The organism is Hungatella hathewayi WAL-18680 (genome assembly GCF_000235505.1).
Lineage (GTDB): Bacteria > Bacillota > Clostridia > Lachnospirales > Lachnospiraceae > Hungatella_A > Hungatella_A hathewayi_A.
The window spans coordinates 1,039,569-1,059,783 of the sequence record NZ_JH379027.1 but is presented as its reverse complement, the minus strand read 5'-3'; the positions used below and the strand labels follow the sequence as shown (position 1 = coordinate 1,059,783).

The following is a 20,215-nucleotide window of genomic DNA, read 5'->3' as shown; positions in this document are numbered from 1 at the left end:
CCTTATAAATGGGTATCCAGTAATCCACAAAAAGGATCAACCGGGCTTATTCCTTTAAATTCACTTTTACCAAACACTTTATCAAGTGCCGCTTCTACTGTAACTTTTGTTGCTGTGTATGCATTGATAAACACCGGAATTCTTGGAACGTCCTGGAGAAGATACGGATTTCCAAATGCAATAAAAACACTGTCTTCTTCATTTACAAATCTTGGTATATCTAATGCATGTTTCATACACCAGGATATTCTGACAGTAGTCACATTACTTTCTGCTTCTTTACAACAAATATACATCGTTAAAACATCATGTTTCACACATATTGAACTGTGAAGTTCCTCTACATACGGATCATACCGTTCTACTTTCAAGCCTTCCTTTTTCAGGTAATCGGATACAATGTCACTTAAATTACCATCTACCGTTTCTTCTTTCCCTACATTGATGAGCTTCACTTTTTTATATTTTCCTGGTCTGACTGGAAGAATGTCTCTATGGTTCTTTACCAGTGTAACTGCCTCATCGGCGCACTCGTTCGTATACTTTACTACATCACTCATACTACAAACAAACTCTTTTCCTTGCATCCGTTTTACCGGATTTTCACACGCCACTTTAGCTTTTAACGCCAAAATCCTGATCACGGCTTCATCCAGACGTTCTTTTGTAACACTCCCATCCTTCAAACCATTCAGCATAAATTGATAATCCACATAAAAATCCGGCGTAAAGACAATCATATCGCAACCGGCCGCAATGGTTGCAGGAATTGCTTTTTTTCTCTCCATGGCCATAGTATATCCACCCATAATCGTTGCATCCGTCGTAATCACTCCATTGAAATGATATCTTTGGCGCAATATACCTGTTACTAACTCCCTGCTGAGAGAACCTGGCAGTAGTTCTTCCTCTGTCAAATTCGGATTCACATCCCGTTCAACAGCCGGCTGCACAATATGCCCAACCATAATACTAAGAAGATCTCCCTCTATCATATTCCGATAAATCTGACCGTATGTATCATACCATTCCTGTGCTGACAAGGTGTTATACGTTGGATGAAGATGCTGGTCCCGATAATCTACACCGTCTCCTGGAAAATGTTTTGCACAAGCCGCCATCCCATATTGTTGAATCGTTTCTACAAAAATCCGGGTATAATCTCTAACCGTTGCAAAATCACTTCCAAACGTCCGAATATTGGTTATAGGATTCCTAAAATTAATATCCATATCCGCAACCGGTGAAAAAGTCCAGTTGATTCCCGCTTCCAGACCTTCTTTTGCTGTCACTTTTGCAAATTTTTCTGCCATATCAGGATTGCCGGTTGCAGCGATTCCTTCCTGGTATGCAAATTTTGTACCTCCTAAGTACCCGCCTGCTGCTCCTTCTTCCAAATTTGCAGCCTTTAAAAGAGGAATTGGTGCGATTCGGTCTAACCGTTCATACTTTGCCTGTAATTCTTCCTTCGTATGAATTGGTCTGAATAACACTCCCCCAACATAATATTCACTTATCAGTTTTTCCAGTTCTTCTTCACTGTACTCCCCGGCCATCAAACAAAAAAGCTGTCCAACTTTCTGTCTTTCATTCATGGACTCCAGTTTGCATTTCACCCAGGCTTCCTGATCTTGATTTAAATAAAATGGCCGCTTCGCTAAATCAATGTTTTGTATCATTTGGTACTCCTTAGTTTAGTTCACGAACTCTACAACATGCCACAAAATGATGTGGTTCTATTTCCTCTAATTTTTGAGGCTGGGAACATGCTTCCGTAGCATACGGACACCTCAATGCAAAACGACATCCCGGCTTGGGATTAATAGGAGACGTTATCTCCCCTTTTAATTCCACTCTCTGCATCGGTTGATAAATATCTGTTGATGGAATCGCCGATAAAAGAGCCTTTGTATATGGATGTAGCGTATGTTTAAATAAATCTTCTGTCGAAGCTTTTTCCACCATCTGCCCTAGGTACATGACACAGATAGAATTAGAAATATGCCGGACAACAGATAGGTCATGCGTAACAAACATATAGGCTATACCAGTTTTATCCTGTAAATCCATAAGCAGATTTAATACCTGCGCCTGAATAGAAACATCTAATGCGGAAACCGGTTCATCACAAACAATAAACTCAGGATTTAAAGCCAATGCCCTGGCAATCCCAACCCTTTGGCGGCGGCCTCCATCTAATTCATGTGGATAAGATTGACTTAGTCTTTCATCAATGCCAACTAAATCCATCAGTCTCTTTGTTTGCCCTTTCAGTTCATTCTTTGTCTTATATAACCCAGAATGCTTTAATGGCTCCATAATTGTAGATTCAATACGAATTCTTGGATTCAAACTGGAATATGGGTCCTGGAATACAATCTGCATTTTTTCACGAACTTTTTTTAACTCATTGCCTTTGACCTTGGTAATGTCCTGACCATTTAATAAAATCTGTCCATCTGTCGCATCCTGTAACCGGATTAATGTTCTGCCAAGTGTACTCTTACCACATCCTGATTCACCAACAACGCCTAATGTTTCTCCCTTTTCAATGGTAAAAGAGACATCATCAACCGCATGGTTTGTTCCGGTAGGAACCTTAAAGTATTTTTTTAAATTACGAACCTCAATCAATGACATGTCTAATCCTCCACTTTCAGATTACAGCAACGGCAAACATGTCCTTCTTCCACTTCCACAAAAGGAATATCCTGTTTACATAGTTCCGTTGCTTGAGAACAACGAGGTGCAAAGGGACAGCCTTCCGGAAGACAGGTAGGGTCGGGCAGTGAACCTGCGATAGGTTTCAGACGCTTCTGCCCTCTTGTCATGCTCGGAAGGGAGCCAAACAACCCAATTGTATATGGATGGGCCGGATGCAAAAATAACTTTTCTTTTGATGCATATTCTATAATACTACCTGCGTAAACTACCGCAACATAATCGCTGGTCTGTGCTACTACCCCAAGATCATGTGTAATCAGAATCATAGACGTGTTATGCCTGTTTCTCAGTTCTTTTATCAAATCCAAGACCTGTGCCTGAATGGTTACATCTAAAGCTGTTGTCGGTTCATCTGCCAGCAGCAATAATGGATTGCATGCTAAAGCCATGGCAATCACAACACGCTGTTTCATCCCACCTGAGAATTCAAACGGATATTCTATATATCTGGCCTTCGGAATACCGACCATTTCCAGCATCTCTTCTGACTGTTTCACTGCTTCTTCTTTTGTATAATCATTATGTAATAAAAGTCCTTCTGCAATCTGGTCTCCAACTGTCATCAAAGGGTTTAAAGCTGTCATTGGGTCCTGAAAAATCATTGCAATTTTTTCGCCTTTGATTTTCAGTTTCTTCGATTCTGGCATTCCCAGAAGTTCTTCACCCTCCAGCCATATTTCTCCACCCAGAACTTTTGAAGGAGGATTAGGTAAAATACCGAGAATAGATTTTGCAATTGTTGTTTTTCCTGCCCCGGTTTCACCAACAAGCGCAAGTGTTTCGCCTTTTTCAAGGTCAAAGGATACTTTATTAACTGCCTGCACGGTTTTTTTCCCGGAAGTATAGATGACTTCCAAATTTCGTACCGATAGAAATTTTTTCTCTTCACTCACTTATTCTTCCTCCTACTTCCGTAATTTGGGGTCCATGGCATCTCGAAGTCCATCCCCAATTAAATTAATTGCTGTTACGGTCAATGCAATAAAAAGTCCTGGAAACATAATTAAGTATGGGTAGTTCAAAATATGAGTACGTGCATCAGCTAACATAGCTCCCCATTCTGGTGTAGGTGGCTGAACTCCCAAGCCAATGTAAGAAAGTGCCGCTGCCATAGTAATCGTCATACCAATACCCATAGTAGCATCTACGATAATTGGTGAAATAACATTTGGTAATAAGTGCCGGAACATAATACTGATTTTTGAACAATTGATAGATTCAGCTGCCTCCAAATATTCTTTAGAACGTTCCGATAAAATCTGTCCTCGGATTAAACGCACGCCAATAGGAACATTTCCCACAGAAAGAGCCAATACGGTATTAAAAAAACCGGCACCCAAAACAGCAGAAATCAAAATACACAAAAGCATGCTTGGAAGAGATGACCAGATATCCATAAAGCGCATGATAATCGTCTCTACTTTTCCACCGAAATATCCGGCGATACTTCCAATGATAGTACCAATTGCAGAACCAGCAATCGCTGCACAGATTCCCAAGGCAAGCGAATAACGTCCACCATACAATAACCGGCTAAACAAATCACGCCCCATCCCGTCAGTACCAAAGATATGTTTTGCACTTGGTCCTTTAAACATGTTTGACAAATCCATTTCATTTAGACCATATGGTGCAATCAACGGTGCAAAAATACATGCCAATACAATTATTCCCAATAAAACAAGTCCTGCCCTGGCACCAATATTCGCCCAAATGCGCTGGATGGTTTCTGCAAAAAGCGAGGTTCTTTTTTCATTTTTCATGTTTCGTCCCCTTTCTTGCATGTGAATACTGAGCTCTGATTCTCGGATCAACAAATGCATAGACAAGATCAACTATTAACATTGCAACTGCCGTAAATATCGCGAAGAACAATACACAGGCACGTACAACCGGATAATCTCTGCTATTAATGGCCGTTAGCAGATAAAGGCCCACACCCGGAATAGAAAATACACTTTCAATAACTGCTGAACCAGCAACTACGCGGGCAAAACCATTTCCGATTGATGTAATAATTGGCATCAATGCATTAGGAAGCATATGTCCAAATACAACTCTTCTTTCCTTCTGTCCTTTTGCTCTGGCTGTTGTAATATAATCCTCTCGAAATACACCGAGAATACTTGCACGAGTCTGCCTTGCATTTACCGCAATGCCACCTAAAGCACTACATAGAATAGGCATAATATAATACTGGGGGCCGCCAATACCGTAGGATGGAAGCCAGCCCAGTTTTGATGAAAACAGTAATATCATCATCAATGCAACCCAAAAATCCGGGCAGGAGATAAATATCATTGCAATTCCCATGGTAAGAGAATCACTCCACTTCCCTTCATGTGTTGCCGCAAAAATCCCCATCAGTAAACCAATTGTAAGATTTAAAGCCATGGCCGTTAATCCAATAATCAGGGTTCTCGGAAGTCTGATAAGCAGTTCATCCAGAACAGGTTTTCCATAAACCCATGAGGTTCCTAAATCAAATTTAAAAAATGTATGATACAAAAATTCTTTTAACTGCACAAAATAGGATTGATCCAGTCCCATCATACGACGCAGATTTTCCACATCTTCAGCTTTGGCATTTCCCCCCGCGATTACAACCGCAGGGTCACCCGGTGTAAAATAAAGAATTGTGAAAATTACAAATGCTGTCCCAACTACAATAAAAATCATCCAAAGCAGTCTTTTGCCAATATATTTCCCCATATTATTTCTCCATTCATATGGTCTTCATAAAATGGCAGTATCCAGTTCTCCACAACGATGTTTCCAAACGAGATACTGCCATCTATATTAATCTAGGTAATAGTCACATGCACCTGCACGCAGGAATTCACTTTCACGATATACAAGTTTTGCAAAGTCTTCGCTGTAAACTGCATTTGTTGCTGGCGAACAGAGCGCATAGTAATACCCATTTTCCAGAATATAGTCAACCATATCTGTCGTATTTTCATCGGTATGTCCTGCTAATGACATAACATTTAACAATTTTTCCTGTAAGGTATCATCCGCGATAAATGCCATGTTATATTCTGTGCCAAATTCCTTGTTGTTCATAGGACGGTTCCATTCACCTACCTGGGAGCCGCCGCCAATCTGGCTAATCAGCAAATCCCATTTGGCCGGGTCAAGCATATCCGTCTGAGCCAAAGCCGCTTCTTCTGCTACGATTTCCACATTGATGCCAACCTGCATCAGCAGTGCCTGCATCATCGTCATAATAGTTTTGATTGTTTCATCGCTTGGCGCCAATAAAACTAACGTTTCCCCATTATAATCAGACTTCTCCAAATATTCTTTTGCCTTATCAAGATTGCAGGATGCCATATAATTTTCAGGATTCTCCTCCCAGGAGCTCTGATAATCGCTAAAGAATCTTGTTCCTAATGCTTTTGCTGCCACCGTATTTCCAGTTGCTTTTTCAATAGCTTCATTGTCTAATGCCCAGTAAATTGCTTTCCGAAGGTTGACATCCTCTGTTATTTTACCACCGTAATTGTTGCACATTAACATGTAAAGACCGCTTCCCTGTGAGACATATACATCATTTCCATCTGCATACTGTCCACCATCACTGAAATCTGCCAGGTTTTCTGCAGGGATATACTCGGAATACTGAATCTGGCCTGTACTTAATGCGATTACATGCTGCGATGTTTCAGCAATAATATCATATTCTATCGTCTGAACGTTTGCCAGATGTTCTGCATCACGCAATTCCTCTTTCTGCCAGTAATCATCGTTGGCCTCCAGGATACAGTGAGACCCAGAAACAAAATCAGTTACTTTATAAGGACCGGTTGCAACCGGAGCATCTGTAAAGTTTCCTTCTTCAAAAGATTTCTGGGATATAATACAGGTTCTACACCATGGCCATTCCAATGCTCCCAAGGAATCAATTGGAGATGTCCATGTAAATCTGACTGTGTAATCATCCATTGCTTCAGCGCTCTCAAAACTATCAAACTTAAATGCATTTCCGGATTCTTTTAAAAGATTCAAGGAAAAAACAACATCATTAGCCGTGATATGATTACCGTTCGTATCATAAATGTAATCATATATTTCAACATCCCAATGCAGTTCATCAACCTCTGTATAACCTTTTGCTAAAATGGGTATGTATTCATTGTTTCTAAAATCAAATAATGTTTCATAAAAATTATAATATATATATAACTTACTGTTATCACCATTCATAGCGGTCGGACTTAAATCCTTTGGATCACTGATTAGTCCAATAGAAACCTTCTGATATCTCTCATCACTATCTGCGGTTGTCTTTCTGGTCGTGTCTACTTTCGGTGCCTCTGCATTTTCTGCTGCAACTTTTTCCTGTTCACTTGTGGTACCTGTTACAACTGCCTCTTCACTGGAAGAACTGCCGCATCCTGCAAGTAAAGACATGGTAACTGTTGCACATAATAATAATGCTGTAATCTTTTTCCCTCTCATAGTAACCTCCTTATATTTGCCCATTTATGGCTCAAATCGTTTACGTTACGTTCATTCCGCCGCTTACATCCAATACAGTTCCTGTTATGTAAGAGGATTCCTCACTTGCCAGGTAACAAATTGCGTGCGCAATATCTTCTGGAGTTCCCATTCTTCCCATGGGAACATCATCCAAAAATGTTGTTGTATCTTTTACCGGTGGTAAGCTTTTATCTCTTTCCAATAACGGTTTTAACCGTTCAATCGGCCCCTTTGCAATACAGTTTACATTGATATTATCCACAGCAAGTCTCGCCGCACAGTTCTTCGTCAGGGAAAGCACTGCCCCCTTTGCAACCGCATTGACAAAGCTCTCATTGACTCCTCCTTTTACGCCTTCTACTGTTGTCATAAAAATCACTCTGGCCGCTTTACTTTTCCGCAAATAAGGCAATGCATTTTTTAACATGGTATAACTGCCCCCCAGCAGATGATCTACCCCCCTTAACAAATTTTTTGTATCCACCATGTCGATGCTGTCTTCAAAGCCATCATCTCCCGTATTACTGATCACGACGTCGATAGAGCCAAATCTTTCATATATTTCACGATAGACTATTTCATCTGTCTTGACCGGTGTCTGGCATTCTCCATCCTGAACAACAAAGCATTTCCCCTTTAACTGCATACCATTGATTTTGTTCATCAACGTTTCTGCCTGTCCCATCTGGTGAGTCATCATTACAACATTCATACCGCCTCTGCACAGTTCTATGACTGCTACAACACCATCTCCCCCTGTCGCACCCGCAAATACACACGTTCTTCCTTCCAGCATCATTGATTCATCACCTCCTCTCATTTCGATACAAAACGGTTCAGCCATTGTCCCATATAATCATATATTATTTTTTCCGTATCTCCAAAACTGCCATGTATTTGCTCTGCATCACGGTTTGGTGTGAACATATGCCCGGCACCCTCCACAAATACAATCGTTTTTTCTTCCATAACTGCTCTTTCAAAAATCATTTCTGCTGCAAGATATTCATAACTGCCTGTAAATCCCATTGTTAACATTGGTACACGAATATCTTTAATATTACCAATCGGTGATGCATAACAAGAATCCCAGTTTAGTCCAATGATGCCGTCTTCTTTCACACAAAAATCATCTGTCGTTTCAATTGCCTGGGAACTCAAGAAACTTCTTACCGTATTTTTGTTGGCTCCCATATGATAGGTTGAGGAAAAACAGCGGTCTATTTCAGGAGTTCTAACACAATATATCCTTTCGTTTGTTATGGTTCCATCACCGTGAAGTAAGTCATAAGCGTTCTTTGTATGGCTTAAAAGATGAAGGTCCTCCGGTAATAACCGGTTATTGGGCTTTGGCTGATTTGCTGCCGCAATAATGAAAGGTTCATCATCTACATAAGAACCTTTCCCTTCCTCAATTAATGCCAGCCGCTCTAATGCCTTTTGAATAAGACGTTTATTTCTATCTGCCTGCGCTTTAAAGTATTTTTCTTTAAACGCTTCGCTATACTTTGCTCCTTCCGGATCATATCCATTGGCAGTGTCAAAAATGTCAAATTCAGGATTCAATTTGATTCCGTTTCCTTCTTCTTCAATTGCCGGATCAAGACTCAGCAATGTCATCACTGCATTTCCATAATTCGCATCGATTAACATGATGCCGTCTGCTGGAATCAATTCTTCCTGAATGGTTGTGGCGTATAGTTTCTCTGGTCCCTTATATATCTCTGCACCATTTTCTGCAATGCTCTGATAAGCTGTCATCAAAGTTGCTCCGCCACTGTGACCCATTAGTATTACTTTTTCTACGGTCGGCAGACTTCGCAAAAATTTCATAGTTTTGTTTAATATCTTAAATTTGTTTTCAATTTCACCAAAATCCGAATCACAGGCCAATATCTGATACCCCTGCTTTGCCAACTGAGGGCCCATATTTAATGCCATATAATTCTGGTCACAATGCATTAAAATAACACCGACAGATTTTATGTCTGCTTCATTTGACGGATAATAGAACATGGCCTGCGCATCAAATCCCATTTGGACATAAGATTCTGCTACGCCTTCCACAACCTCTTTTTCAAAAATACCGTTTTGATTTAATCGATACATGTTTATCCCTCTCATTCAATCGCGTAAAGGCTCTGTGCATTTTTTCCTAAAATTAATTCTTTCTCTTCTTCTGTAATCTCCAACTCTTTTACGAAGCCAGCCCCTTCTAATAACCATTCTTTTCGAACCGGATAAGAAGTACCAAAAATGATATGGTCAGCTCCCAGACTTTCTATGGCACATAGGAGCTGGGATTTTCCCCACGGCTGCGCATGGGACATTTCAAAAAACATATTATTTTTAAACTGCTCTACCACTTTCTCGTTGTCAGATTTAAAACGATTTATAGTCTCCACCTTTGCTTTCTTCGGAAACATCATATTGCTGACTGCAAAAAAGCCGCCACCCAACATGGAATGAATTATTTTAATGTTTGGATATTTTGTAAAAAATCCACTAAACAATTCTCGTCCAACTGCCAGCCCCTGGTCTACACACCTGCCATAGGACCTTCTTACATTATTATATTCAAAAAAGGAATCATACTCAACCGGCACTGGTGTATGGTGAACATAAACTGTCATTTCTAATTCATTTACCTTCTCAAAAAATGCCGAAAACTTTTCATCGTCTAAATAGGAATCACCATAATGTGCTGACATCTGGATTGCCCTGACACCTAGTTTTTCATAGCACCGAATCAATTCCTCCATATTTTCTTTTGTATCATATGGCGGAACAATTCCTAATGGTATCATTCTGCCACCACTCTTTTCTGCATGCTTATGCATTTCATTGTTAAAATAGCGACACATAGAAACGCTCATCCATTCCTGACAGCAAGGTACCTTCAGCACCGCTTTATCTACGCCTGCCGCATCCATATCCTTCAATTGCTCTTCCAGAATGTAATCATGCTGCGCATAATTCAAATTTTGAAATCCTTTCGGTTTTTCAAGAACAATTTGCTTTAAGCCATCTGTTCCCACAATCTCTTCACAGTGACCATACCAGCCATATTCTTCTGGTATTTCCTGAAGAAATTGTTCCAATAGCCTATCATTCTCAAATAATTCTTCCGGGAACCAATACATGTTTGAATCTATAATCATTTTTCTGCTCCTCTTTTGTGCATCCTTTGCACTTTTGTTTGTATTTTAAATTATATATTATGCGAAATTGACAATCAATCCGCTTTCATTTATAATTTATGCAAAGAGTGCATAAATCAATTTTTACAGTTTCTTAATGCTCAAAGGAGACTACATGGAAATCAACTATCTAAGAGAATTTGTGGTACTTGCAGAAGTCGGCAATTACCTGGCTGCAGCCGACCAGCTATTTATGTCACAGTCTTCTCTTTCAAGACATATTAAATCTATGGAAGAAGAACTTGGCATACCGCTTTTTGATAGAACTACACGAAATATCTCGCTCAGTGAATTTGGAAAAACCTTTCTCCCCTATGCCAGCGAGATCACACAGATTCAATCCAAATATCAAAAAGCTCTGTTCAATTACAAAAGAAGTTCACATGGCTCCTTATCCATCGGATCAATCCCTTCCATGTCACAATATAAAATTATTGATCTTCTTTTCCGTTTTCAGCAGGAGTATCAGGATTTTACCCTGAACCTTATTGAACAGGACTCCATTCAATTAATCGAAATGATAGAAAACAACAAACTAGAACTCGCTTTTGTTCGAAGCAGTGAGGATCTTGGTTCTCAGTTCCAGCAAATCTTATTTGCTGAAGATACACTTGCCGCCATTATGCCACGCACTCATCCTTTGGCCGAAAAAGATGCGATCGGTCTGGAAGAATTGGCAAATGAAACACTGCTACTATTGTCCAGTGATACATTTATGTATCACTTATGTGTTGACAAATGTAAAAAAGCTGGTTTTGAGCCAATTGTTGGTTATACTGGCAGACGAAGTGAGAATATCATTGCATTAGTAGAAAAGGGGGCAGGTATCGCACTGTTAACCCAGAACCCTATTATGCAGCTTACGAATAACAATATCTCCATCGTAAAGATATCTCCAAAAATCCACACGCAAATCAGTCTAATATACAGCAAAGAACACCCACTGAGCCTGCCTGCTCAAAAATTTGTCTCTCTGTTAGACTCACATTAACTACCGCATGGAGGTCATTATGATAAAAGCAATTTTCTTTGATATAGACGGGACACTGCTCTCCCACACCTGCTGCCACGTTCCTGAGTCCACTTTGAAGGCCCTTGAAATGCTGAAACAAAACGGCATCAAAACCTTCATTGCCTCCGGCCGCCACGCGTCGGAGATGAAGAAGCTCCCCTTAAATATCGACGATTTCGAGGGCTTCGTCACCCTCAACGGCCAGTACTGCTACAATAATGAGAGAGTCATCTATGACCTTCCTATCGACAAGGGCGATTTAATGGCCATGGTGGAGGATATTAAGCAGAACCGCTATCCCTGCATTTTTGTGGAGGAGGACCGGATGTATATCAACTACAACGACGATTATGTGCAGATGGTGCAGGACGCCATATCGACCCCTTTGCCGGAGATTGGAGATATCAACCGGGTTGGGGAGCGGGAGATATACCAGCTGATTCCCTACGTGACAGCGGAGCAGGAGGAACACATTCTGTCCCTGATGCCTAACAGTCTGCCCACCAGATGGCACGAGCTTGCCATCGACATTATCCCGGCCAAAGGCGGCAAGCAGAATGGCATCCGCAAAATGATAGAGTACTACAACATCCCACGGGAAGAAATCATGGCGATCGGCGACGGGGAAAATGATTTGGATATGATGGAGTTCGCCGGCATTTCCGTCGCCATGGGCAATGCGGTCCCTTCCGTGAAGGCGGCCGCCGACTACGTCACCGATGACGTGGACCACGATGGTATCTACAATGCTTTGAAGCATTTTAACCTGATATAAGCTAATACTTTCTGATACCATCTGATACTTTCTAATACATTCTAATACGCCATACCAAAAACAGGTGAAAGCCTCTCCTGCCATCCCGGCAGTCTGCTTTCACCTGTTTTTCTATCCTGATTTTTCTATACACTTTTTCATGCACTTTCTCGTACACTTTTTCATGCATCTCTTAATGCAGTTCCTTCCACTGCCGTTCCTTCAGCCTGGACAATGCTCTCGCCATGGACGCCTGGGACATCTTGTACTCCTGGAGACTCTGCTTCTGGCGCATCTGCTCTTCGGCCCGCTCCAGGGCCTCTCTCGCCCGGACTTCGTCAATATCCTCCGGCCGCTCCGCCGTGTCCACCACCACCGTCACCCGGTTGTTGGCCACCTGAACGATGCCGCGGCCGATAACCGCCTTTGTCCATTCGCCATTTTCCTCGTCCCGGAATCTGGCCGTGCCTTCCCTGGTTGCCATAATCATGGCCTCGTGATGGGCCATGATGCCTTTCTCCCCATTCAGTCCCGGCACAATCAGCATCTGGCATTTCCCATTGTAAAACACATGGTCACTGGCAATGATTTTCAGCCAAAATTTCGCCATATCTACGGCTCCTTTCTACATCCCCTTTGCCTTCTCCACCACCTCGTCAATGGTCCCGACATTGAAAAACGCCGCCTCCGGATAATCATCCATCTCACCATCTATAATCATCTGAAAACCGCGGATGGTCTCCTTCACCGGAACATATTTCCCCGGAATGCCGGTGAAATTCTCCGCCACATGGAAGGGCTGGGATAGGAATCTCTGTATCTTTCTGGCCCGGTTCACCGTCAGCTTATCTTCCTCCGACAGCTCCTCCATGCCCAGAATCGCAATGATATCCTGAAGTTCCTTGTATTTCTGGAGCATCTGCTGCACCTGTCTGGCTGTCTCATAGTGCTCTTTTCCAACCACGTCCTCCTCCAGAATTCTGGAATTGGATTCCAGCGGGTCCACCGCCGGATAGATGCCCTGCTCCACAATCTTTCTTGACAGCACCGTCGTAGCGTCCAGATGGGCAAAGGTCGTGGCTGGCGCCGGGTCCGTCAAATCATCGGCAGGCACATACACCGCCTGCACCGAGGTGACGGAGCCGTTCTTCGTGGATGCAATCCGCTCCTGAAGTTCCCCCACCTCCGTAGCCAGAGTGGGCTGGTACCCAACCGCCGACGGCATACGTCCAAGCAGAGCCGACACCTCCGAACCCGCCTGCACATACCGGAAAATGTTGTCGATAAATAGCAGCACGTTCTGGTGCTCCTCATCCCGGAAATATTCCGCCATGGTAAGTCCCGTCTCCGCCACCCGCATACGGGCTCCCGGCGGCTCGTTCATCTGGCCGAACACCAGGGCCGTCTTATCCAGCACTCCCGATTCCGCCATCTCCGTCCACAAATCATTTCCCTCACGGGAACGCTCCCCGACGCCGGTGAATATGGAATATCCGCCGTGCTCCGTCGCTATGTTTGTAATCAGCTCCTGAATCAACACCGTCTTGCCCACGCCGGCGCCGCCAAACAGACCGATTTTGCCGCCCTTGGCGTAAGGCGCCAGCAAATCGATGACCTTGATGCCGGTCTCCAGCATTTCCACCACAGGGCTCTGCTCCTCGAAGGAAGGCGGATCCCTGTGAATCACCCACTGCTTCTCCCCGTCAAGAGGCGCCCCGCCGTCGATGGTCTCCCCCAGCACGTTGAACAGCCGGCCCAGGGTCTTCTCCCCTACGGGCACCTTGATGCCGGAACCGGTGGGTTCCACCTCCATGTCCTTGCACAGCCCCTCGCTGGACGCCAGCATGATACAGCGGACCACATCGCCGCCGATATGCTGGGCCACCTCCATCACACAGCGCTTTCCCTGGTTGTCAACCACCAGGGCGTCCTTGATATGGGGAAGTTCGTTATCCTCAAAAGCCACATCTACCACAGGCCCCATGACCTGAATGATTTTCCCTTTTTTCATGGCTACTCCTTCTATATAAATTTATCTGCGTTTCCTCTTCTGGGATTTGGCTCCACTGATGACCTCCGTGATCTCCTGGGTAATCGCCGCCTGGCGCACCCGATTGTACTCAATGGACAAATCATTTAAGATGGCTGTGGCATTGTCGCTGGCCGACTGCATCGCCATCATTCTGGCATTCTGCTCGCTGCAGAAGGACTCCACCAGCGCGCCAAACACAAATCCAGTCAGGTAGTTGGGCACAATATTGTCCATGACCGCCGACGGATTTGGCAGCATCTGCATTTCCTCCTGCACAATGCCGGCGGGTATCACCAAATCGCTGAAGGTCTCCCGCTTTAACGGCAGCAGCGTCTCCATCTCCGCCTCCATGGTCAGACTGTTGACCATCCTTGTATACAATATACTGACATCGTCCAACAGCCCCTGCTCGTAGTCCTCCTGAACCCGGATGGATATCAGCCGGGCCCGGTGCATGCTGGGGTTCTGCACGGTGTAGTGAAACTCCTCCTCCACCGGAATATTCTTTCCTGTGAAATACTGGCGTCCCAACTCGCCCACCACATACAGGCGGTGGTTCTCATGCTCTGTCATCCAGGCTTCCGCCAGTTTTAACACGTTGTGGTTGTAGGCGCCGGCCAGACCTTTGTCGCCGGTGATGACAATCAGGCCGTGGGTCCGCTCTTCCTCTTTCACATCCGCTCTCGTGCTGAAATACCGGTGCTCCATCTCCGGCATGTGGCGGAGGACACGTTTAATCAGCGTCTGGAGCGTGTAGAAATAGGGCTCCGTCTCCTCCAGCATTTTCCGGCTCTTCTTCAGCTTTGTGGAGGATATCATGTACATGGCATTTGTTATTTTCCTGGTGTCACGGATGCTTTTCATCCGGCCCTGAATCTCTCTTGCACTCGCCATTACTTCCTCACCCCTTTGCAGATGGCAGGCTCTGTTTATATTCTCCGGCCGCCTGTACGATGCGCTCCTTCAGCTCGTCGCTCAGCACGGTGGATTCCTCCAGTTCCCGGCCAATCTCCGGGTGTTTGTCATCAAACCAGGCCAGCATTCCCATCTGGAACTCCTTCACCCGGCTGACCTCCACATCCAGCATCACCTTGCCGGTGGCCGCACACAGGGTAATCACCTGCTCGTGGAGATTCAGCGGCCTTCCAAGGGGCTGTTTGAGCAGCTCCATCAGGCGTTTGCCGTAAGCCAGCTGTTCCTTCGTCGCCGCGTCCAAATCGGAGCTGAACTGGGTAAATACTTCCATCTCCCGGTACTGGGCCAAGTCAATCCGGATACTTCCCGACGCCTTCTTCATGGCCTTTGTCTGTGCCGCACCTCCTACACGGGATACGGACAGTCCCACATTGACAGCGGGACGCTGGCCGGAGAAGAATAGGTCGCTCTCCAAAAATATCTGGCCGTCGGTGATGGAGATGACGTTGGTCGGGATATAGGCCGACACGTCACCCGCCTGGGTCTCTATGATTGGCAGCGCTGTGATGGAGCCGCCGCCCAAGCTGTCGTTTAACCGGCTGGAACGCTCCAGCAGCCGGGAATGCAGGTAAAACACATCGCCCGGATACGCCTCACGTCCCGGGGAACGCTCCAGCAATAAGGACAGGGCGCGGTAGGCCACCGCATGTTTCGACAAATCATCATAGACAATCAACACATCTTTTCCCTGGTGCATGAAATATTCCGCCATGGCCGTGCCGGAATAGGGCGCAATGTACTGAAGGGGCGCCGGCTCGCTGGCCGTGGAGGACAAAACGATGGTGTAATCCATAGCATCATGCTTTCTCAGCGTCGCCACCAGATTGGCCACGGTGGAAGCCTTCTGGCCCACCGCCACGTAGATGCAGATGACGTCCTTCCCCTTCTGGTTTAAGATGGTATCCATGGCAATCGACGTCTTTCCCGTCTGCCTGTCGCCGATTATCAGCTCCCTCTGGCCGCGGCCGATGGGAAACATAGAATCAATAGCAAGGATTCCTGTCTCCATTGGCACACCTACGGACTTTCTGTCCACGATTCCCGGCGCTTCCTGCTCTATGGGGCGGTAATCCTCCTCCTTCACCGGGCCGAACCCGTCAATGGGTTCCCCCAGCGCGTTGATCACCCGGCCGACGAAACCATTTCCCACCGGGATACCCGCTTTTTTCTTTGTGCGGACGACTTTCGTCCCTTCCGTAATCTCGGTGTCCTTTCCAAAGAGGATACAGCCAATTTCATCCTTTCGGATATCCTGGACCATCCCTTTGACACCATTTTCAAATATTACAATCTCGCCATACATCGCGTGGTTGATACCGTATACGATGGCAATGCCGTCGCCGACCCAGATGACGGAGCCTGTTTCCTGCTCCTGTTCCTGCTGCATGTCGTAGTTCTCAATCTCGCTTTTGATGATGGAGATAATTTCCTGCGAACTGATTGTACTCATATTCTGACTCCTATCACATTTATTTCGAATCCTTCCGGATTCCTATGCCTGCTGTTCCACCACGGCCCGGCGAAGCTTCCTCATCCGGCCGGCCAGACTGTAATCGTACTCCACGTCTCCTGTCTTCAACACGAACCCGCCAAGCAGTTCCGGCCGTGGCTCCACGCGGAGCAGAACTTCCTTCCCGTCATACGTCCGGCGCAGAAACTCCCGGAATCCGTTAAACTGGGCCTCCTCCGGCTCCGTCACATAGTAGAGTTCCGCTTCCAGCACGCCTTCCTGTTGATGCTTATAACGAAGCCATGCCTGGAACACGTCATCTATCTCCGTGATGCAGCCGTCGTCACAGACCTTGCACAGAAAATGCAGAAACAGATGCTCTTCGTCCCGTATCTCCATCTTCGCCAGCACCTGCTCCAGTATCCGGCATTTCTTTTCCCGTGTCACCACAGGGCTTGCCAGAACCCGTGTCAATTCCGGGTTCCCGGTAAATATCTCCGCCATCATGTGAACCTGCTCTGCCGGCACCTTCAGCTCATACAGAACTACCGCAAATTTCTCCGCCTGCTCAGTCATGGCTCTCACCTGCTTTTTTTAAGAATCTGTCGTAAACCGCCTTATCCTGGGCGCTGTCCTTTGTCTCCTCCAGCAGTTTGGCCGCGGCCGTCATCGCCAGACCGGCGATGGAGGTTTCCAGCTCGTGGAGGGATTTCTCCTGCTCCAGGGCAATGGTCTTCTCGGCCTGTTCCAGTTTCTTTCCGGCGTCCGCATTGGCCCGCTCCAGAATCTTATCGTACTCCTCACCGGCTTTGGCGCGGGCGGCAGCCACAATCTCAGCTGCCTTTTCGTCGGCATTTCCCATGGAGGCTTCGTACTGCTTCTTCATCTCCAGCGCCTCGCTCTTTGCGTCGGACGCCGCGTCCAAATCGTGCTCAATCATGGACTGGCGCTCCGAAAGAATCGCGGTGACCGGCCCCAGCAGATAACGTTTCATAAACCAGTACAAAACCAGCAGGTTCACCACCGTGAAGGCGATATTCCAAACATCAATCTTTAACATATCCTGCCGCCTTTCCCTGCGAATTATTTTAAGAACAGAATGATTAACAGACCGATGACGAAGCCGTAAATCGCGGTTGCCTCAGCAAGGGCACATCCAAGCAGTAACGCCTTGGTAATTTTGCCGTCTGCCTCCGGCTGTCTTGCGATGGCGTCCACTGCTTTGGAGGTTGCCATACCGATTCCGATTCCTGCTCCAACACCTGTAATAACTGCGACTGCTGCTCCTATTGCGATTAATCCTGACATAACTCTCTCTCCTCTTCCCATTTACTTTTTTCATTTTTTAATTGTTTACTCTGTCTCAATTGCCTCTTTTATATATAGTGATGTGAGGAACACAAAGACGTAGGCCTGTATCACTCCATCAAATATATCGAAATAAAAACTGAACGGCAGTGGAATCACTAACGGCACCAGATATTTAATCAGCGCCATGACCACAATGGCTCCCAGCACATTTCCAAACAGCCGCATGCACAGCGACAGGGGCCGTATCACCAGCTCCAGAATGTTGATGGGGGTGATAATGGCGATTGGCTCCGTAAAACTCTTCAGCCAGCCCTTGATTCCCTTCTTTCGAATGCCCGCCGCCTCCACCAGCACGATGCTCATAATCGCCAGCGTGGCTGTCACATTCAAATCCTTGGTCGGCGATTTAAAGCCCAGCAGACCTATCATGTTGGCCACGCCGATATAGACCACCACCGTAATCAGATAAGGAATGTACGCCGTCCCGTCCTTTCCCAGAAGGTCCTCAAAAAACTGATAGATGAAGGCCACCGCACTCTCCAGCGCCGCCTGCTTCTTTCCAATACGCCGGACTTTCAGCCCGCGGACCAGAAGAAGGGACGCCGCCATCAAAATACCCATAATAATCCAGGTGACCACTACCGATTCCATCACGTCAATGCCGCCAAACAGCGGGATGGTAAATACCACATTGCAGTTTAATTCTTCCATCAACGCTTCCACAAGTCCATCCATTTACTCACTCCTTTCCCCTTGATTCCTATTTTGCGGGATACCCGGTTGGATATCATCCTGCTTATTATAGGCACCTGTTTTTCCCATTTCAAATACAAAATTTTAATGAATTCATAACGTTTACATTATGATATTGAAAATTTCACAAAATTTTTCTGGGATTTTTTAGAAATATTATTCTATTTTTATGGTGACGTGGTTTATTTTTTTACGTTTTCTTAACACGGCGAAATGAATTTGCACGTAATTTTCTTTGGGAATTTTTAAAATTTTTACATATCTGCTTGACTCTACCATTATGGTATGCTCTATACTACATTTGAGCTCAGAAATACACATATATGTGAGGTAGAGAACATGTTAAAAATAGGAGATTTTTCGAAACTGACAAGAATCAGCATCCGGATGCTGCGCCATTACAACGAGATTGGCCTGCTCATCCCGGAGGAGACGGACGGGGACACCGGCTACCGCTATTACAGCGCCAGCCAGCTGCCCATGGCAGAATTGATTCAGGTGTTAAAGAATATGGGATTCAGCCTGATTATGATAAAAGAAGTTCTGACCAAGTATGAAAACCCGGACGAGCTGGAGCGTTTCCTCCTGCTTCAAAAAGAAGAACTGGCAGACCAGGAGCAGAACCTCCAGCAGAAAATGCGGCTTCTTGACAGCACAATCAAATGGTTGAGAAAGGATGGAAGTATTATGAATTATCATGTGACTTTAAAGACATTACCGGAACGCTATGTGGCAAGTGTACGCCAGATTATCCCCGCCTACGAAAATGAGGGCATGCTCTGGGGCTTCCTGGCCCAGGAAACGGCAGCCATGAACCTCCAGATGACCTCCCCCTGCTATTCCATGGCCGTCTTCCACGACAAGGAGTTCAAGGAAAATGATGTGGATGTGGAAATCCAGATGTCCGTCACCGGCCAATACAAGGACACCGAGCACGTCACCTTCAAAACCGCCCCTGCCGTGGAGATGGCGTCCGTCACCTGCAAAGGAAGCTACGACCAGATTGCCCCCATCAACGAAGCCGTCGTCAACTGGATTACCCAGAACGGCTACGAATTCAACGGCCCCTGCTTCTGGATATACCACGTAAGCCCCCACGAGACCCAGAATCCGGAGGAGTATGTGACGGAGATTTGTTATCCGGTGAAGAAGAAATAAATGGTATGTTTAGCCTATCAGTCAAAAACTGCCCCGGCGTCCGGGGCAGTTTTTGTTTGCTGCTCTATTATTTTTATTTCAGGGAAAACATCTCCATAGCGCGGCAGGCGTCCTCTTCCATGGCGGCTACAGCGGCGTTTGCGAGGTCGTGGAAGTACTTGACTTCGCGGGTGGTCAGCAGTTCTTTGACGGCTTTTACTCCTGCGTTGGACATGTAGGAGAAATAGTTGATTTTGCGGATTCCGCAGCGGATGGCTTTCTGGGTGTCCTCCACGCTGATGCCGGAGCCGCCGTGCATCACCAGGGGGATGCCGGTCAGTTCTTTGATTTTTTTGTATTCTCTCAAAATACAAGACTTCGG

Annotated in this window: 21 protein-coding genes; 3 read left to right on the top strand and 18 right to left on the bottom strand. The window is 45.5% G+C overall.

From position 1 onward, the window contains the following. Window positions 1–2: 2 nt before the first annotated feature. From HMPREF9473_RS04855 to HMPREF9473_RS04815, 9 genes are all read right to left on the bottom strand, one after another. Window positions 3–1,679 carry a glycoside hydrolase family 3 protein gene (locus HMPREF9473_RS04855; protein WP_006778946.1) on the bottom strand — a complete coding sequence of 559 codons (1,677 nt, stop codon included), beginning with the start codon at window positions 1,677–1,679 and terminating at the stop codon, window positions 3–5. Between the two features lie 10 nt (window positions 1,680–1,689). Then, window positions 1,690–2,640, bottom strand: a complete 951-nt coding sequence (locus HMPREF9473_RS04850; RefSeq protein ID WP_006778945.1) for an ABC transporter ATP-binding protein — start codon at window positions 2,638–2,640, stop codon at window positions 1,690–1,692. A gap of 2 nt (window positions 2,641–2,642) precedes the next feature. Then, window positions 2,643–3,617 carry an ABC transporter ATP-binding protein gene (locus tag HMPREF9473_RS04845; RefSeq protein ID WP_006778944.1) on the bottom strand — a complete coding sequence of 325 codons (975 nt, stop codon included), beginning with the start codon at window positions 3,615–3,617 and terminating at the stop codon, window positions 2,643–2,645. A 12-nt stretch (window positions 3,618–3,629) separates the two neighbouring features. Further along, window positions 3,630–4,487, bottom strand: coding sequence for an ABC transporter permease (locus HMPREF9473_RS04840; RefSeq protein WP_006778943.1), 858 nt, complete (start codon window positions 4,485–4,487; stop codon window positions 3,630–3,632). After that, window positions 4,477–5,436, bottom strand: a complete 960-nt coding sequence (locus HMPREF9473_RS04835; protein ID WP_006778942.1) for an ABC transporter permease — start codon at window positions 5,434–5,436, stop codon at window positions 4,477–4,479. Before HMPREF9473_RS04835 ends, HMPREF9473_RS04840 begins: the two co-directional genes overlap by 11 nt. 87 nt (window positions 5,437–5,523) lie before the next feature. Then, window positions 5,524–7,188, bottom strand: a complete 1,665-nt coding sequence (locus tag HMPREF9473_RS04830; protein ID WP_006778941.1) for an ABC transporter substrate-binding protein — start codon at window positions 7,186–7,188, stop codon at window positions 5,524–5,526. A 40-nt stretch (window positions 7,189–7,228) separates the two neighbouring features. Further along, complete coding sequence (locus tag HMPREF9473_RS04825; protein WP_006778940.1) at window positions 7,229–8,008, bottom strand: SDR family NAD(P)-dependent oxidoreductase; 780 nt, start codon at window positions 8,006–8,008, stop codon at window positions 7,229–7,231. A gap of 17 nt (window positions 8,009–8,025) precedes the next feature. Next, window positions 8,026–9,318 carry a hypothetical protein gene (locus HMPREF9473_RS04820; RefSeq protein ID WP_006778939.1) on the bottom strand — a complete coding sequence of 431 codons (1,293 nt, stop codon included), beginning with the start codon at window positions 9,316–9,318 and terminating at the stop codon, window positions 8,026–8,028. An 11-nt stretch (window positions 9,319–9,329) separates the two neighbouring features. Next, complete coding sequence (locus HMPREF9473_RS04815; RefSeq protein ID WP_006778938.1) at window positions 9,330–10,370, bottom strand: amidohydrolase family protein; 1,041 nt, start codon at window positions 10,368–10,370, stop codon at window positions 9,330–9,332. A gap of 154 nt (window positions 10,371–10,524) precedes the next feature. Here HMPREF9473_RS04815 and HMPREF9473_RS04810 point away from each other — a divergent pair, with 154 nt between their 5' ends. Together HMPREF9473_RS04810 and HMPREF9473_RS04805 are read left to right on the top strand one after the other, a co-directional pair. Next, window positions 10,525–11,400, top strand: coding sequence for a LysR family transcriptional regulator (locus tag HMPREF9473_RS04810; RefSeq protein WP_006778937.1), 876 nt, complete (start codon window positions 10,525–10,527; stop codon window positions 11,398–11,400). A 19-nt stretch (window positions 11,401–11,419) separates the two neighbouring features. Next, entirely contained in the window at window positions 11,420–12,196 is a 777-nt protein-coding gene (locus tag HMPREF9473_RS04805; protein ID WP_006778936.1) for a Cof-type HAD-IIB family hydrolase, read from the top strand. 172 nt (window positions 12,197–12,368) lie between these two features. Here the strand turns inward: HMPREF9473_RS04805 and atpC are convergent, their stop codons facing one another. From atpC to HMPREF9473_RS04765, 8 genes are read right to left on the bottom strand one after another with little or no spacing between them, the layout of a single operon-like run. Next, window positions 12,369–12,785, bottom strand: a complete 417-nt coding sequence (gene atpC / locus HMPREF9473_RS04800) for an ATP synthase F1 subunit epsilon (protein ID WP_006778935.1) — start codon at window positions 12,783–12,785, stop codon at window positions 12,369–12,371. 15 nt (window positions 12,786–12,800) lie between these two features. Continuing rightward, window positions 12,801–14,186, bottom strand: coding sequence for a F0F1 ATP synthase subunit beta (gene atpD / locus HMPREF9473_RS04795; RefSeq protein ID WP_006778934.1), 1,386 nt, complete (start codon window positions 14,184–14,186; stop codon window positions 12,801–12,803). Window positions 14,187–14,207: 21 nt separating this feature from the next. Beyond that, window positions 14,208–15,101: an ATP synthase F1 subunit gamma gene (atpG, locus tag HMPREF9473_RS04790; protein WP_006778933.1), complete on the bottom strand. Its 894-nt coding sequence runs from the start codon at window positions 15,099–15,101 to the stop codon at window positions 14,208–14,210. A gap of 7 nt (window positions 15,102–15,108) precedes the next feature. Continuing rightward, on the bottom strand, window positions 15,109–16,632 hold the full coding sequence (gene atpA, locus HMPREF9473_RS04785) for a F0F1 ATP synthase subunit alpha (protein WP_006778932.1): 1,524 nt from the start codon (window positions 16,630–16,632) through the stop codon (window positions 15,109–15,111). Window positions 16,633–16,674: 42 nt separating this feature from the next. Then, the gene (gene atpH / locus HMPREF9473_RS04780; RefSeq protein ID WP_006778931.1) at window positions 16,675–17,208 is read right to left on the bottom strand and encodes an ATP synthase F1 subunit delta; all 534 of its coding nucleotides are present in this window, start codon (window positions 17,206–17,208) and stop codon (window positions 16,675–16,677) included. Next, the gene (gene atpF, locus HMPREF9473_RS04775; RefSeq protein ID WP_006778930.1) at window positions 17,201–17,692 is read right to left on the bottom strand and encodes a F0F1 ATP synthase subunit B; all 492 of its coding nucleotides are present in this window, start codon (window positions 17,690–17,692) and stop codon (window positions 17,201–17,203) included. The genes atpH and atpF overlap by 8 nt, the downstream gene beginning before the upstream one ends. A gap of 23 nt (window positions 17,693–17,715) precedes the next feature. Then, complete coding sequence (gene atpE, locus HMPREF9473_RS04770) at window positions 17,716–17,940, bottom strand: ATP synthase F0 subunit C (protein WP_006778929.1); 225 nt, start codon at window positions 17,938–17,940, stop codon at window positions 17,716–17,718. A gap of 45 nt (window positions 17,941–17,985) precedes the next feature. Continuing rightward, window positions 17,986–18,678, bottom strand: a complete 693-nt coding sequence (locus tag HMPREF9473_RS04765; protein WP_006778928.1) for a F0F1 ATP synthase subunit A — start codon at window positions 18,676–18,678, stop codon at window positions 17,986–17,988. 357 nt (window positions 18,679–19,035) lie between these two features. Here HMPREF9473_RS04765 and HMPREF9473_RS04760 point away from each other — a divergent pair, with 357 nt between their 5' ends. Further along, a complete protein-coding gene (locus HMPREF9473_RS04760) occupies window positions 19,036–19,854 on the top strand; it encodes a MerR family transcriptional regulator (RefSeq protein ID WP_006778927.1) in 819 nt (272 codons plus the stop codon). Between the two features lie 73 nt (window positions 19,855–19,927). On the opposite strand, the gene HMPREF9473_RS04755 is transcribed toward HMPREF9473_RS04760, so the two are convergent. After that, window positions 19,928–20,215, bottom strand: a 288-nt coding sequence (locus HMPREF9473_RS04755) for a class II fructose-bisphosphate aldolase (protein ID WP_006778926.1), incomplete at its 5' end; no start/stop codon positions are given.